Annotated in this window: 17 protein-coding genes; 8 read left to right on the forward strand and 9 right to left on the reverse strand. The window is 70.8% G+C overall.

From position 1 onward, the window contains the following. Positions 1-10 precede the first annotated feature (10 nt). The 3 genes from ACZ7J0_RS21045 to ACZ7J0_RS21055 all read right to left on the reverse strand — a co-directional run bounded on the left by ACZ7J0_RS21045 (position 11) and on the right by ACZ7J0_RS21055 (position 2,107). Entirely contained in the window at positions 11-481 is a 471-nt protein-coding gene (locus tag ACZ7J0_RS21045) for a nitroreductase family deazaflavin-dependent oxidoreductase (protein ID WP_470889463.1), read from the reverse strand. Further along, positions 481-1,656: an acyl-CoA dehydrogenase family protein gene (locus ACZ7J0_RS21050; protein ID WP_470889465.1), complete on the reverse strand. Its 1,176-nt coding sequence runs from the start codon at positions 1,654-1,656 to the stop codon at positions 481-483. Before ACZ7J0_RS21050 ends, ACZ7J0_RS21045 begins: the two co-directional genes overlap by 1 nt. A gap of 79 nt (positions 1,657-1,735) precedes the next feature. Continuing rightward, on the reverse strand, positions 1,736-2,107 hold the full coding sequence (locus ACZ7J0_RS21055; protein ID WP_470889467.1) for an iron chaperone: 372 nt from the start codon (positions 2,105-2,107) through the stop codon (positions 1,736-1,738). A gap of 33 nt (positions 2,108-2,140) precedes the next feature. Here ACZ7J0_RS21055 and ACZ7J0_RS21060 point away from each other — a divergent pair, with 33 nt between their 5' ends. The 3 genes from ACZ7J0_RS21060 to ACZ7J0_RS21070 all read left to right on the forward strand — a co-directional run bounded on the left by ACZ7J0_RS21060 (position 2,141) and on the right by ACZ7J0_RS21070 (position 5,518). Further along, on the forward strand, positions 2,141-3,319 hold the full coding sequence (locus tag ACZ7J0_RS21060) for a thiolase C-terminal domain-containing protein (protein WP_470889469.1): 1,179 nt from the start codon (positions 2,141-2,143) through the stop codon (positions 3,317-3,319). 111 nt (positions 3,320-3,430) lie between these two features. Further along, complete coding sequence (locus ACZ7J0_RS21065; RefSeq protein WP_470889471.1) at positions 3,431-4,666, forward strand: FAD-dependent monooxygenase; 1,236 nt, start codon at positions 3,431-3,433, stop codon at positions 4,664-4,666. Positions 4,667-4,849: 183 nt separating this feature from the next. Further along, positions 4,850-5,518 (forward strand): pyridoxine/pyridoxamine 5'-phosphate oxidase, encoded by a 669-nt coding sequence (locus ACZ7J0_RS21070; RefSeq protein ID WP_470889473.1) that lies wholly within the window; start codon positions 4,850-4,852, stop codon positions 5,516-5,518. A 10-nt stretch (positions 5,519-5,528) separates the two neighbouring features. Here ACZ7J0_RS21070 and ACZ7J0_RS21075 read toward each other — a convergent pair whose 3' ends face one another. From ACZ7J0_RS21075 to ACZ7J0_RS21090, 4 genes are all read right to left on the reverse strand, one after another. Then, the gene (locus ACZ7J0_RS21075; protein ID WP_470889475.1) at positions 5,529-6,260 is read right to left on the reverse strand and encodes a hypothetical protein; all 732 of its coding nucleotides are present in this window, start codon (positions 6,258-6,260) and stop codon (positions 5,529-5,531) included. Next, entirely contained in the window at positions 6,257-6,697 is a 441-nt protein-coding gene (locus ACZ7J0_RS21080; RefSeq protein ID WP_470889477.1) for a hypothetical protein, read from the reverse strand. Before ACZ7J0_RS21080 ends, ACZ7J0_RS21075 begins: the two co-directional genes overlap by 4 nt. A gap of 86 nt (positions 6,698-6,783) precedes the next feature. Then, positions 6,784-7,026: a DUF397 domain-containing protein gene (locus tag ACZ7J0_RS21085; protein ID WP_470889479.1), complete on the reverse strand. Its 243-nt coding sequence runs from the start codon at positions 7,024-7,026 to the stop codon at positions 6,784-6,786. After that, complete coding sequence (locus ACZ7J0_RS21090; protein WP_470889481.1) at positions 7,023-7,847, reverse strand: helix-turn-helix domain-containing protein; 825 nt, start codon at positions 7,845-7,847, stop codon at positions 7,023-7,025. The genes ACZ7J0_RS21085 and ACZ7J0_RS21090 overlap by 4 nt, the downstream gene beginning before the upstream one ends. A 75-nt stretch (positions 7,848-7,922) precedes the next feature. Here ACZ7J0_RS21090 and ACZ7J0_RS21095 point away from each other — a divergent pair, with 75 nt between their 5' ends. Then, positions 7,923-8,333: a hypothetical protein gene (locus ACZ7J0_RS21095; protein ID WP_470889483.1), complete on the forward strand. Its 411-nt coding sequence runs from the start codon at positions 7,923-7,925 to the stop codon at positions 8,331-8,333. 61 nt (positions 8,334-8,394) lie between these two features. Then, positions 8,395-8,643, forward strand: coding sequence for an SCO4226 family nickel-binding protein (locus tag ACZ7J0_RS21100; protein WP_470889485.1), 249 nt, complete (start codon positions 8,395-8,397; stop codon positions 8,641-8,643). Between the two features lie 171 nt (positions 8,644-8,814). Here ACZ7J0_RS21100 and ACZ7J0_RS21105 read toward each other — a convergent pair whose 3' ends face one another. Continuing rightward, a complete protein-coding gene (locus ACZ7J0_RS21105) occupies positions 8,815-9,255 on the reverse strand; it encodes a Zn-ribbon domain-containing OB-fold protein (RefSeq protein ID WP_470889487.1) in 441 nt (146 codons plus the stop codon). After that, positions 9,255-9,704, reverse strand: coding sequence for a DoxX family protein (locus ACZ7J0_RS21110; RefSeq protein ID WP_470889489.1), 450 nt, complete (start codon positions 9,702-9,704; stop codon positions 9,255-9,257). Before ACZ7J0_RS21110 ends, ACZ7J0_RS21105 begins: the two co-directional genes overlap by 1 nt. Before the next feature lie 149 nt (positions 9,705-9,853). Between ACZ7J0_RS21110 and ACZ7J0_RS21115 the strand changes: the two genes are divergently transcribed. The 3 genes from ACZ7J0_RS21115 (at position 9,854) to ACZ7J0_RS21125 (ending at position 13,159) form a co-directional block, all read left to right on the forward strand. Beyond that, the gene (locus tag ACZ7J0_RS21115) at positions 9,854-10,987 is read left to right on the forward strand and encodes a flavin-containing monooxygenase (RefSeq protein WP_470889491.1); all 1,134 of its coding nucleotides are present in this window, start codon (positions 9,854-9,856) and stop codon (positions 10,985-10,987) included. Positions 10,988-11,226: 239 nt separating this feature from the next. Beyond that, positions 11,227-12,762, forward strand: coding sequence for a restriction endonuclease fold toxin-2 domain-containing protein (locus tag ACZ7J0_RS21120; RefSeq protein WP_470889493.1), 1,536 nt, complete (start codon positions 11,227-11,229; stop codon positions 12,760-12,762). A 28-nt stretch (positions 12,763-12,790) separates the two neighbouring features. Continuing rightward, positions 12,791-13,159, forward strand: coding sequence for a hypothetical protein (locus ACZ7J0_RS21125; RefSeq protein ID WP_470889495.1), 369 nt, complete (start codon positions 12,791-12,793; stop codon positions 13,157-13,159). Positions 13,160-13,183: the final 24 nt, after the last annotated feature.

Consider the following 13,183-nt stretch of genomic DNA (forward strand, 5'->3'; position numbering starts at 1 on the left):
GGAACAGGCTCTATCGCCGGGTCAGCCGGAACAGCCGGATCTCCCGCTCCACCCGCGCCTGATACGTGGCGTACGGCGGCCAGAACCTCAGCACCTCCCGCCATGCGGTCGCCCGCTCCTGCCCCGTGAGCAGCCGCGCCCTCACGGGTATGTCCTCACCCCGCCAGCTCACCTCGGCGTCCGGGTGCTTGAGCAGGTTCCCGGTCCACGCCGGATGCCCCTCGCGCCCGAAGTTGGAGCCGATCAGGATCCAGCTCCCGTCCTTCTCCGGCATGCAGGCCAGGGGCGTACGGCGGGGCTGCCCCGACTTCGCACCGCGTGCCGTGAGCACCACACCCGGCAGCATCCGCGCGCTGAGCATCACCTTGCCCCGCGTCAGCCGGTGCACCGTGCGGTCCATCGCCGGGATGAAGTAGGGAGCGATCCTGGCGAACGTGCGCGTCGAGGACACCTTCTGCATGAGGCGGACTCCGGGAGGCATCAGGCGGCCGCCTTTCGCGGGGTGAACAGTCCGGCTTCCTCGGCCGCGCGGGCGCGCAGCCGGTGGACGGGACCGAACAGCAGCTCGTCGGCGGCCGCCCGTTTGAAGTAGAGGTGCGCCTCGTGTTCCCAGGTGAAGCCGATGCCGCCGTGGAGCTGGATCGCCTCCCCGGCGACGGTGCGCAGCGCCTCCAGGCCCTGGGCGAGCGCGAGGCCGCCCGCGGACGGGTCCCAGGCCGCGTAGTACGCCGCCGAGCGGGCCGCCTGGACGTGGACGTACAGATCTGCCAGCCGGTGCTTGACCGCCTGGAAGGAGCCGATGGGCCGGCCGAACTGCTCGCGGGACCGGACGTAGTCGACGGTCCGCTCCAGGGCCGCCGCTGCCGCGCCGACGGCCTCGGCGGCGAGGACGGCGGCGGCTCCCCGGCCGGTGGCGGCGAGCGCCCGGGTCACGTCCACGCCGTCCAGCCCGAGCAACTCGGCCGCACAGTCGCGCAGTTCGAGGCGGGCGAGCGAGCGGGTCTCGTCCAGCGAGGTGAGCCGTACGCGGGACAGGCCCGGCGCCCCGGCCCGTACGAGGAAGAGCAGGGTCCGGGCACGGGCGAAGCCACCCGTGTGCGCGGCGACCAGCAGCAGCCCGGCGCTGTGCCCGTCGATGACCTGCGCGGCCTCCCCGTACAGCTGCCAGCCGTCCCCGGACGGCCGCGCCTGTACGCCTCCGGCCCTGCCGCCACCGGCCCACTGGCCGTCCGTGGTGTCGTCGGTGAGGCCGAGGGCGGTGGCGAGGTACCCCCCGGGCACCGCGAGCGTGGCGGTGAGCGAGCCGGCCGCGATCCGGGGGAGCAGCGTGGTGCGCTGGCTGTCCGTGCCGAGCCGGTCGATCAGGGGCGCGGCCAGCGCGGCGGTGGCGAGCAGGGGTGAGGGCAGCAGGACCCGGCCGGTCTCCTCGCACGCGAGGGCGAGTTCGGCGAGGGAGCAGCCGACTCCGCCGTGGGTCTCGGGCAGGGCGAGTCCGGGCAGGCCGAGCTGCGCGGAGAGCTGGGCCCACAGCTCGGGGTCGTAACCGTCGGCGGTGGCGACCGCCGCGCGGACCTCGGCGGGCCCGGACCGTTTGGCGAGCAGTTCGCGCAGGGTGCGGCGGATCTCGTCCTGCTCTGCGGTGAAGGCGGCGTCCATGGAGCTCCCCTCCGTATCTGACGGGCCGTCATGTTAGAGCGGGCCGGGTCGGATGCCCAGGGGTCGGGGGGTGCGAGCCTCAGCAGACCTGGCCGGGGCCGGCCGCCGTCGCCCGCAGCAGATCCCGCACGAGAGCGAAGTCGACGGTCTCCGTACGGCGGAACCGCAGGCAGCCCTTGCCCATGTCCTGGTCCGAGAGCCGGTCCTCGAAGCCTTCGCGCACGTCGGGGCGCATCAGATAGAAGGAGAGGTAGTGCTTCTGGTTGGCGAAGGCGATCTCGGGCTCGCCGCCGGGGAGACGGTAGGCGGGCATGCCGTAGGCCATCACCTCCTCGTAGCCGTGCAGTTCCGTGCGGCACAGCTCGCGCAGCCGCACGAGGACCGTGAGCCGGTCGGGCTCGACGACCTCGGCGAGGTACTCGTCGACATCTTCAGCGGCACTTCTCGGCATACGCGCGACCCTATCTGATGTACCGTCAGATTCATGCCTGCCACCCCGCGCAACCGGCGCAGAGTCGCCGTCGTCGGCATATCGCTCTCGGACTGTGGCCGCGTCGACGAGGCCACCCCGCACGCCCTGCACGCCCAGGCCGCCCGCCGCGCCCTCGCCGACAGCGGGCTCGACCGCTCGGTGATCGACGGTCTCGGCTCGGCGGGCCTGGGCACCCTCGCCCCCGTCGAGGTCGCCGAGTATCTGGGGCTCCGGCCCCGCTGGGTCGACTCGACCGCCGTGGGCGGCGCCACCTGGGAGGTGCTGGCCGCCCATGCCGCCGACGCCATCGCCGCGGGCCACGCCAACGCCGTCCTCCTCGTCTACGGCTCGACGGCCCGCGCGGACATCCGGGCCGGGCGCCGCACGTCGAACCTCTCCTTCGGCGGACGCGGACCGCTGCAGTTCGAGGTGCCCTACGGCCACACCCTCGTCTCCAAGTACGCGATGGCCGCGCGCCGCCACATGCACGAGTACGGCACGACCCTGGAGCAGCTCGCCGAGGTCGCCGTCCAGGCGCGGGCGAACGCCGCCCTCAACCCGGACGCGATGTTCCGCGACCCGATCACCGTGGACGACGTCCTGGACGGACCGGTGATCGCCGATCCGTTCACCAAGCTGCACTGCTGCATCCGCAGCGACGGCGGCTGCGCGGTGCTGCTGGCGGCGGAGGAGTACGTGCCGGACACGGCGAAGGACCCGGTGTGGATCCTCGGGACCGGTGAGTACGTCTCGCACACCACGATGTCGGAGTGGGACGACTTCACGGTCTCCCCGGCGGCGGTGAGCGGCCGGCTCGCCTTCGAGCGGGCCGGGGTGCGCCCCGAGGACATCGACCTCGCCGAGATCTACGACGCCTTCACCTACATGACCCTGGTGACCCTGGAGGACCTGGGCTTCTGCGCGAAGGGCGAGGGCGGGCCGTTCGTCGAGAAGGGCCGGCTGACGCTGACCGGCGGGCTGCCGGTGAACACCGACGGGGGCGGCCTGTCGGCCTGCCATCCCGGGATGCGGGGGCTGTTCCTGCTGGTCGAGGCGGTGCGCCAGCTGCGCGGTGAGGCGACGGGACGGCAGGTGCGCAAGGCCGGGGGCGGATTGCCGGAGCTGGCCGTCGCCTCGGGCACGGGCGGCTGGTTCTGCTCCTCGGGGACGGTGGTCCTGGGGCGCGACTGAGCCCTTCCCAAGGATCTATACATCCGTCATAGACAAGCGTGTAGGACATCCGTATAGTCGTGTGCACGGCGCCGGAAGCGGCGCCGGACACCACCGACAAGGAGTCCCGCCATGACGCGCACGCCCGCTTCCAAGACCGTCCTGATCTCCGGCGCCTCGATCGCCGGTCCCGCCCTCGCCCTGTGGCTGCACCGCTACGGGTTCGTGCCGACGGTGGTCGAGAGGGCCCCCGAACTGCGGCCCGGCGGCTACAAGGTCGACCTTCGCGGCACGGCCATCGAGGTCTGCGAGCGGATGGGCATCATGGACGCTGTGCGGGCCAAGTCCACCGACATGGACGGCGGTTCGTACGTCGACTCCGAGGGCCGGACCATCGGCGAGCTGCCCGCCGAGATCTTCGGCGGCCGGGTCGAGGGCGACGACGAGATCATGCGCGGCGACCTCGCCCGCATCCTGTACGACCGCACCCGCGACGACGTCGAGTACCTCTTCGGGGACTCGATCGCGGCCCTCGACGAGGACGCGGACGGCGTCGAGGTCACCTTCGAGAGCGGCACGCGCCGCCGGTTCGACCTGGTCGTCGGCGCCGACGGAATGCACTCGAACACCCGGCGGCTCGTCTTCGGCGACGAGAAGCAGTTCACGCGCCACCTCGGCGCGTACATCTCCATCTTCTCCGGCCCCAACCGCCTGGGTCTCACCCAGTGGGAGACCTACCACGCGGTCCCGAACAAGCTGGTGTTCGCCTACCGTTCCGCCCGCGAGACCACCGCGAAGACCGGCTTCGTCTTCTCCACCCCGCAGGAACTGGTCTACGACCACCGGGACTCCACCCAGCAGAAGCGGCTGCTCGCCGACAATTTCACCGGCGTCGGCTGGGAGATCCCCCGCTTCCTTCAGGACGCCGCGGCGGCCGACGACTTCTACTTCGACTCCCTCAGCCTCATCGAGATGGACCGCTGGTCGAAGGGCAGGGTCGTGCTCCTGGGCGACGCCGCCCACTGCGCCTCCCCCGCCTCCGGGCAGGGCACCGGCCTCGCGCTCATCGGCGCATACGTCCTGGCGGGCGAGCTCGCGGCGGCCGGCGGCGACCACACGGCCGCCTTCGCCGCCTATGAGCGGGAGATGCGGCCCGGCGTCGAGCTGAACCAGAAGGTCGCCGCGGGCTTCGCCAAGGAGATGACCGTCTCCTCGCGCCGCAAGATCGCCCTGCGGATGTTCATGGTGCGGATACTCCCCCGCACCCCCTGGAAGAACCTGATCGCCAAGAAGATCCGCGACGAGATCCAGAAGGCGGCCCGCGCGATCCCGCTCAAGTCCTACGCGGTCGCCCGCCTGGCCGCGTGAGGGGGCGGTCGACCGGTCGGCCCCCGGCCGGCCGGCTCCGCGCGATCTCCTCCCACCACACGGCCGCCGGATGGCGGCTGGTCACCGGGTCGAAGCCGGGTGACACGTGTGACATGCCGGAATCATCGCCTCCAGGCGGACCTGCCGCGAGCGGCTGTCGGACGGCGCGAAAGGATGGGCCCCATGACCGAGCCGACCGCGTCACGCTTCCACGCCACCCTCCGCTCGCTGCGGGTCTGGGACATCGACCTGCCGGACTTCGACCCCACGGCCGCACCCTCCGAGCCGCTGCCGCTCTTCCAGGAGTGGCTCGTCGAGGCGGCCGAGGCGGGCCAGCCCGAGCCGCACACCATGTCACTGGCCACCGTCGACGACGACGGGCGGCCGGACGTACGGACCCTGATGCTGCACGACGCCGACGCACGCGGCTGGCACTTCGCCTCGCACGCCACCAGCGCCAAGGGCCGCCAGCTGGCGGGCCGCCCGGACGCGGCGCTGGGCTTCTACTGGCCGTCCCGCGGCCGCCAGATCCGCGTCCGCGGCCAGGTCGTGACCGGCACCCCCGAGGAGGCCGCCGCCGACCTCCACGCCCGCTCGACGGGCGCGCTGGCCTCCGCCCTGGTCGGCCGGCAGAGCGAGGTCCTCGACGCGACGGACACGCTGGCCGAGGCGAGCCGGGCGGCCTGGGAGCGCGCGCGGGCCGAGCCGGACGCCGAGTCGGAGACCTGGACGGTGTACGTACTCGAACCCCGCGAGGTCGAGTTCTTCCAGGGCGACGAGCGCCGGCGGCACGTCCGGCTGCGGTACCGCCGGGAAGGGGCGGAGTGGGTACGGGAGCTGCTCTGGCCGTGAGGGTGGTGGGTCAGTTCGTTCCTGATGCCGCGATGATCTCGGGCCATACGGTCGCCTGCGCCTCGACACCGGTGGTGAAGTCGTTCACCGCCTTGGTGACCTTCAGTGCCGCGATGCGCCCTTCCTTGGTCCTCACACAGAGCACCGTCCCCTGCTTCACCTCGACCTGCCGGATGCCCTGCGCAGAGACCGTCTCCAGGCACTGCTGACGGTTGGGCGTGCCCTCTCCCGACCAGATCGCGATGTTGCTCTTGTTGGTCATGGCGTCCGAGTCATGGACCGTCGTCGGATAAATCAGCACGAGGTAGAGATCGCGTTCGTACGCGTCGAGCGTGGGAGGGTTCCGGTCGAGCTGCGGCCCCATCTCTGTGAGCCGCACGGGCCCCGTCCAGGGTTTGCCGCTCGACGGCGTGCTCTCGGACGGCAGCGACGCCGGCGGCGCCGGATCGCCCGCGTGGTCCGTCCCTCCGCCGGATGACGACGTCACCGCCCCCGGGTCCTTGCCCGCGTCTGAGGTGTCCGGGTTACCGAAGAGCTGGAACCAGGCCAGTACGGCGCCGCAGATCACGACCAGCGCGGCCGTCCCCGTGACCGACATCCATACCTTGCTGCGCGGCTCCGCGTAGTGGTTGTACTGGGTGCTGTACGGGCCCGTCTGCGCCGCGTTGGAGCCGTGGAAGGTGTTCGGCGGGTTCGAGGGTCTCGGGGGTCCCGGCGGTCTCGGGGGTACGGAGTCGTTCACGCACCCCGCCCGAAGTGGTTGACCTGGTGGCTGTGACTGCCGGTCTGGACGGCGGTGGGGCCGTGGAAGACATTGCCCGAGAGCTGTCCGCCGGCCGCCCCCGACGGGCCGTCCTGCTCCGCGATCACGGCACGCAACTCCGCGACGGCACGCGCCCGCTCGTCCTCGGGCAGCCGTTCCAGCAGTTCCTCGAAGCGGCCCTGCCAGAAGCCCTCCTGGCGCGTCCTGGTCCGGTCGGCCTCCTCGGGCGCCGACGCCTCCAGCGTGGCGGCCGTCCGGTCGAGCCGCTCCAGCTCGGCCCGCTCGACCTCTCCGTCACCCCGGCCGAAGACTCCGGCCACCCGGTCACGGACAGCGGTCCAGGCATCCGTACCGGCTGCCTGGACCACGGCGGCACTGAGCGCTGCCGCCAGGGCGGTCATTCCCTCTGCGAACATCATTCCCCCTCGTTCCACACGCTTCGTGGGCCCGAGGGCATCGTACGACCGAACTCGCCCCTGCCGGGGGGTGGTTGACCACACGCCTAGCGCGTTGCGTGCCCCTCCAGGAAGGCGCTCCAGGCGGCGGGTGTGACGGTGAAGACGGGGCCGTCGGGGACCTTGGAGTCACGGACGTGGACGGCGCGGGGGTGGGCGGCGACCTCGACGCAGTTGCCACCCTCGTTGTCGCTGTAGCTGGACTTGCGCCAGTCGTAGGCCACCTCGACGCAGGCGCCGCCCTCGTTGCCGCTGTAACTGGACTTGAACCACGCGAGCTCGGTGCTCATAGCTGCCCCGCCATCCTCTCGATCAGGTCCACGGACTCCCAGGGGGTGAGCGCCTGGGCCCGCAAGGCGCCGAAGCGGTCGATCCACTGGTTGACGTCCTGCGGATTCGAGATCAACGTACCGCCGCCCTGCCAGCTCGCGTACCCGAAATTCCGCCCCTCCGGTGTACTCAGCAGAGCCATCGGCCCGCTCATTGCCGCATGCACCGCCAGCCTCATCGGCATTACCTGCACCGTCAGATGCTGCATCCCCTGCGCGCACTCCGCCACGTGCCAGAGCTGCGCCTTCAGCACCTCCGGGCCTCCGATGGGCCGTTGCAGCACCGACTCGTCGATCACATACGCCACCACGGGCAACGGATCGCGCCGCAGCACCGCCTGCCGCTCCAACCGGGCCTGCACGTTCCGCTCGATCTCACCCTCGCTCAGCGACGGCACCCGCACCCCGTACAGCGCCCGTACGTACGCCTCCGTCTGGAGCAGGCCCGGGAACAGCATGTTCTCGTACGCGCCGATGCTGCGCGCGTCCCGTTCCAGCCGCACCCAGCCGATGAACGTCCGCGGGTACTTCTCCTCCTCCATCAGCCGGACGCATGACATCAGCGCGCCCTCCGCGCCGAGCACCTTGTCCGCGTCCCGCAGGAAGTCGGACGTCGGAATCCGCTCCGCGCGCTCGTACGCCCCGGCCAGCGACTCCGAGATCAACAGGCGTTCCGCCGCGTCCTTCTGCGTCAGGTTCGCCCGCTTGCGGAAGCCCTTGATCAGCTCCCCCACGTGCACGCGCGCCGCCGACGGCTGCTGGCTCGTGACCACAACGACCACCACCCTCCCCACATCGGTCCGATGTGCATCGAGTCCCTCTGGTCACGCTACGCAACCATCGGAATGCTCGTAGCCATGACGAGCAACAAACTCCCCGATTGGGTACCGGCGTCGGGCCACCAGCTGCGTCTCGCCGGTGTCCACTTCGACGCCATCCGCGTGCGCGGGGTGCGCGGCGAGGCCGTGCTCCACCACCTGGCCGACCTCACGGACGGGCAGCCGGGGCCCGTGGTGCGGGAGGTGGCGGGCGGGCGGTGGACGTATTTCCTGATCCCTCCGGGGACGAGCAAGGAATACGCGTGGCCGCCGGGCGCCACCTGTTTCGGCCCCTCGGCCCGCGACCAGTACGTCGGGGTCCCGGCCGCCCACGGGAACACGTACCCCTTGTCGTGGCGCTGCGCCCCACCGGCCGAGGGCGAGTTCGTCGACCCGGAGCTGCTGAACCTGGTGGTGACGGCCCAGCTCTGCGTGGCCCCGGGCGAGTGAGCGGCGCACCATGGAAGGAAGGAAACGGGGGCGCGACGCGACCAGCGGAGGTGTGGGAGCCATGCCGACCTACATGGACGTCCACCACGGAATGGTGGGCATAACGGCGGAGCAGCTGAAGGAAGCGCACCAGGCGGACCTGTCCATCGAGAAGGACGAGGGCGTCCACTTCGAGAAGGCGTGGGCCGACCCTGAGTCCGGGACGGTGTACTGCCTGTCCGAGGCGCCGTCGGCCGAGGCGGTGCAGCGCATCCACGAGCGCACGGGGCACGCCGCCGACGAGATCCACCCCGTACCGCTCAAGGTGTGAGCGCCCTCGAGCGCTGAGTGCCCTCAAGGGTCGGTCGCGCTCAGCCCGAGCGTGCGCAAGGGCCGGGCGTTGGCCCGAGCGTGCGCAAGGGCCGGGCGTTGGCCCGAGCGTGCGCAAGGGCCGGGCGTTGGCCCGAGCGTGCGCAAGGGCCGGGCGTTGGCCCGGGCGTGCTCATGGGCCGGGCGCGCCGGCCGGCCGGAACACCGGGATGGTGACGCCGTCCGTGTCGTCCGTCCGGAAGGCCACCTCCAGCTCCATGCCGATCCGGAGGTCCGCCTCCGCACACTCCACGATCCCGGTCATCAGCCGCGGGCCCTCGACGAGGTCCACGACGGCGGCCGTGTAGGGCGTGCGCGTGCCGAAGGGCGGCAGGTCGTTGCGGTGCACGACGGACCACGTGTAGAGCGTGGCCCGTCCGCTCACCTGCTCCCAGGCGACGTCCTCGCTCCAGCAGGACGGGCAGAACTCGCGCGGGTAGTGCGGGGCCTTCCCGCAGGCGCCGCAGCGGATGATCAGCAGCCGGCCGTCGGCGGCGGCGTCCCAGTAGGGCCGGGTGAAGGCGTCGATCCCGGGCGTGGCGGCGGTGATCGCGGCCGGCTTCGCGGTGGTCATCAGAACAGTCCGATCGCGTGGTCGAGGGACCAGGTCTGCCAGGACATCGCGAAGAGCGCGACGAAGGAGATCAGCGCCATCATCGCGTTCTGCCCCTGCTCGGCCCAGTCGTGGATCATCAGGACCAGATAGAGAAGGTTGAGGAGCAGGCCGCCGACGAGGGCGATCGGCGTGAGGAAGCCGAGGACGAGGCCGAGGCCCAGGGCGAGTTCGGCGTAGACGACGACGTAGGCGATCGCTCTGGGGCGGGGCGCGACCACCCGGTCGAAGCCTCCTTTGACCATGGCCCATTTGTGCTTCGCGGCGACGTCCTGCGCCCAGGCGATGCCCGTGCCGCGCTCGAACCAGCCCTTCTTGTCCTTGTGGCGCCAGCTCTCCAGCCACCACAGCCCGAGCCCGATCCGCAGGACGGCGAGCCACTCGCCGCCGGTGAGCCAGATGGTCCGCATGGGGGCTCCCCTCCCGTTTGATCTGACGGTACGTCAGTTCAGCGGATGCAACCGTTGTACGCAAGGGGCGTGCGGGCGTGATCGATTCGCAACCGAAACCCCTCTTCACCGAGACCCATCATGTGAGCACGCCGTTACGCTCAGCATTCATGGACATGACCACCCATGACAGACCCGTCTACGTCGTCGGCGGCGGCCCCGGGGGACTCGCCGTCGCGGCCTCACTGCGCGAGCGCGGCGTCCGGGCCGTCGTGCTGGAGAAGTCCGACTCCGTCGGCGCCTCCTGGCGGGGCCACTACGACCGGCTGCGCCTGCACACGACCCGGCGGCTCTCCGCGCTGCCCGGACTGCCGATCCCCCGCTCCTTCGGACGGTGGGTCTCACGGGACGACGTCGTGCGCTATCTGGAGAAGTACGCCGAGGTGCACGAGCTGGAGATCGTGACGGGGGTCGCGGTCTCCAGGATCGAGCCGGCCGACGGGGACTGGGTGCTGCACGCCACCGGCGGGCGCCGGCTCACCGGGCGCGCGGTCGTGGTGGCCACCGGCTACAACCACACCCCGCGGCTGCCCGACTGGCCCGGTCTCGACGCGTACGGGGGTGAGCTGCTGCACGCGGGCACCTACCGCAACCCGGCCCCCTACGCGGGCAAGGACGTCCTCGTCGTCGGCGCCGGCAACACCGGCGCCGAGATCGCCGCCGACCTGGCCGAGGGCGGCGCGGCCCGGGTGCGTCTCGCGGTCCGTACGGTGCCCCACATCGTGCGCCGCTCCACGGCCGGGTGGCCGGCCCAGCGCACCGGGATCCTGGTGCGGCGGCTTCCCGTCCGCCTCGTGGACCGGCTGGGCGGCCTGATGTCCCGGCTCGCGATCCCCGACCTGTCGGCCCACGGCCTCCCCCGCCCGGACACGGGCCTGTACTCCCGGGTCCGCCAGGGCGCGATCCCGGTCCAGGACGTCGGTCTGATCGACGCGGTGAGGGCTGGGAAGGTCGAGGTGGTCGCCGCGGTCGAGTCCTTCGACGACGGCAAGGTGGTCCTGGCGGACGGCACCCGCCTCACCCCGGACACGGTCATCGCCGCGACCGGCTACACCCGCGCCCTCGAGGACCTCGTCGGCCACCTCGACGTCCTCGACGGCCGCGGCCGCCCGGTGGTCCACGGCGGCCGTACCCCGCCCCAGGCGCCCGGCCTGTACTTCACCGGCTTCACGAACCCGATCAGCGGCATGTTCCGCGAGATGGCGATCGACGCCCGCCGGATCGCCAAGGCACTGGCGAGGTAGCCGCGGACGACCGGGTGCGGCGGGCGGTCGGGGTGTCCAGAACTCGACTGTTCTGAAACGCAGTTGGGCCCACCGATGGGTCCTCAGGCCCACGACAAAGCCGGTCCGCCCGTTCTAGGGTCGGGCTCATGTCGCCTGAGACTATTGCGCGTTGGGCCCGTCGGCGGTGGCGCACGAGCGGTTACCGCACCGATGCCCGGTTGTTGGGGTTGCGGAAGTCGCAGCGGGGTCAGGGTGCGTTGGAGTACCTGGGCCTTGTCATGGTCGTGGTGGCCATCGTCGGCGCTCTTGTGGCGACGGGGATCGGTGCGGAGCTGACGGAGAAGATCAGCGCGCAGGTGTGCCGGATCAGTGGCGGTGGTGACTGCGGCGGCGGTGGTGGGGACGGGACGACGCAGGCGGACGGTCCGGGTTCGGGCAAGCCGGCGTCGGACAACAACGGGCAGCCCAAGACGCAGGCGCAGCTTGATTACGAGAAGGCCGTCAAGGAGCTCGAGGACGCGCAGAAGGCCGAGAAGTCGGACTCGGACAAGGCGAAGGAAGCGGCCAAGGAGCTGGCGAAGATCCTGGCCGAGGAGCTCGGGATCAAGGATGCCTTCGACTGCATCACCAAGGGCGACATGGGCGCCTGCACCGAGACTTTGATCAACATTTTGACCAGTCTGATCGGCGGTGCGGTTGGGAAGCTCGCGGCGAAGTACGGGGCGCCGTGGAAGTGGAAGAAGGCCGCCGAGCTGATCGGGAAGCTCAAGAAGCACGGCGGGAAGCTCTATGACGGTCTGACGGGTCTGATCAAGAACCGTAAGAAGGTCAAGGACGCCGAGAAGAAACTCGAGGACGCGAAGAAGAAACTCGACGCGGAGAAGCCGAAGAAGCCGGACGAGAAGAAGCCCGACGACAAGCCGACCACCTGCCCGGTCAGCCACAGCTTCCCGCCGGGCACCCGGGTGCTCGTCGCCGGCGGGCTGAGCGTGCCGATCGAGTCGGTACGCCTGGGCGACCAGGTCGTCGCCACCGACCCGGCGAGCGGGCTCACCACGCTCCGTACCGTGACCCGCACCTTCACCACCCACGACGACAAGGACTTCACCCGGCTGACGGTCCTCACCCCCGAAGGCCCCGCCGTCGTCACGGCGACCGACACCCACCCGTTCTGGGCGGTGGACCTGGGGCGCTGGGTGGACGCGGGTGACATCCGGCCCGGCGCGCTGCTGCGCACGTCCGCCGGCACGTCGGTACAGGTCGGCGTCGTCCAGCGGTTCGCCAAGCGCCTGACGACCCACGACCTGACCGTCGACGGGATCCACACGTACTACGTGGGCGTCGGGGCCGGCTCGGCCCTCGTCCACAACAACGACTGCATTACCAAGTACAAGCTCAAGCTGAAGACGCGTGGCGCCAACTACGGAAATCCCAAGCAGCGCGCCTATCAGCGGAAGCATGCCGGCGACACCGAATACCAGGTGGAAGGCGGCGGCGAGAAGGTCTGGGCGGACGGCTTCGACTCGAACACCGGCGATCTGATCGACGCCAAGCTGGTGGACAACCCGGACAGGAGCCCCTTCATCAAGGGTTCCAAAGCGCCCGACTTCATCCGGCAGAAGGTCGACGCCGATGTCGACGACGAGTTCCGTCGGTACGCTGCCGTGCTCAAGGACACGAACACGCCGGTGAAGAAGTTGCGGATCGTCACCAATGACCCACGGGCCGTGGCCTACTTCCAGGAGAAGATGCGCAAGTACGGCATCCCGGGGCAGGTTGACGTCAAGCCGTGAAGAAGTGGATCCGCGAGGGAGTGGCGAGATGAACTATCTGGTCGTATTCGACAGCGAGGAGTGGAGCGTCAGCCAGGACGCCCTCATCGCCTCACTGTCGGCCACATGGCCGGACGCGTCCGTGCGGCGGAGGGAGCTGCCCGAGGACGTGCGGGTGCGCGACGTCGAATGGGAGCTGGAGCGCGACGGCGAGACCGTCGAGGGTCACACGCACGTCGACGGCCGGTGCGTCTACCTGGACGGTCACATCGGCCTGGTCGCCGAGTTCGCCCTCTGGTACCGCACGCTCGTCCCGAAGGACATCGAGCTCATCTTCTGCGACGAGGGGTACAGCTTCGACGTGCCGGTGGACGGGGCGACTACGAAGGAAGAGCTGGTGACCGCCGCCGAAGGCTGAGCCGGTCCCGCGGCACGGAAGCGG

This window comes from Streptomyces sp. NPDC038280, assembly GCF_055600045.1.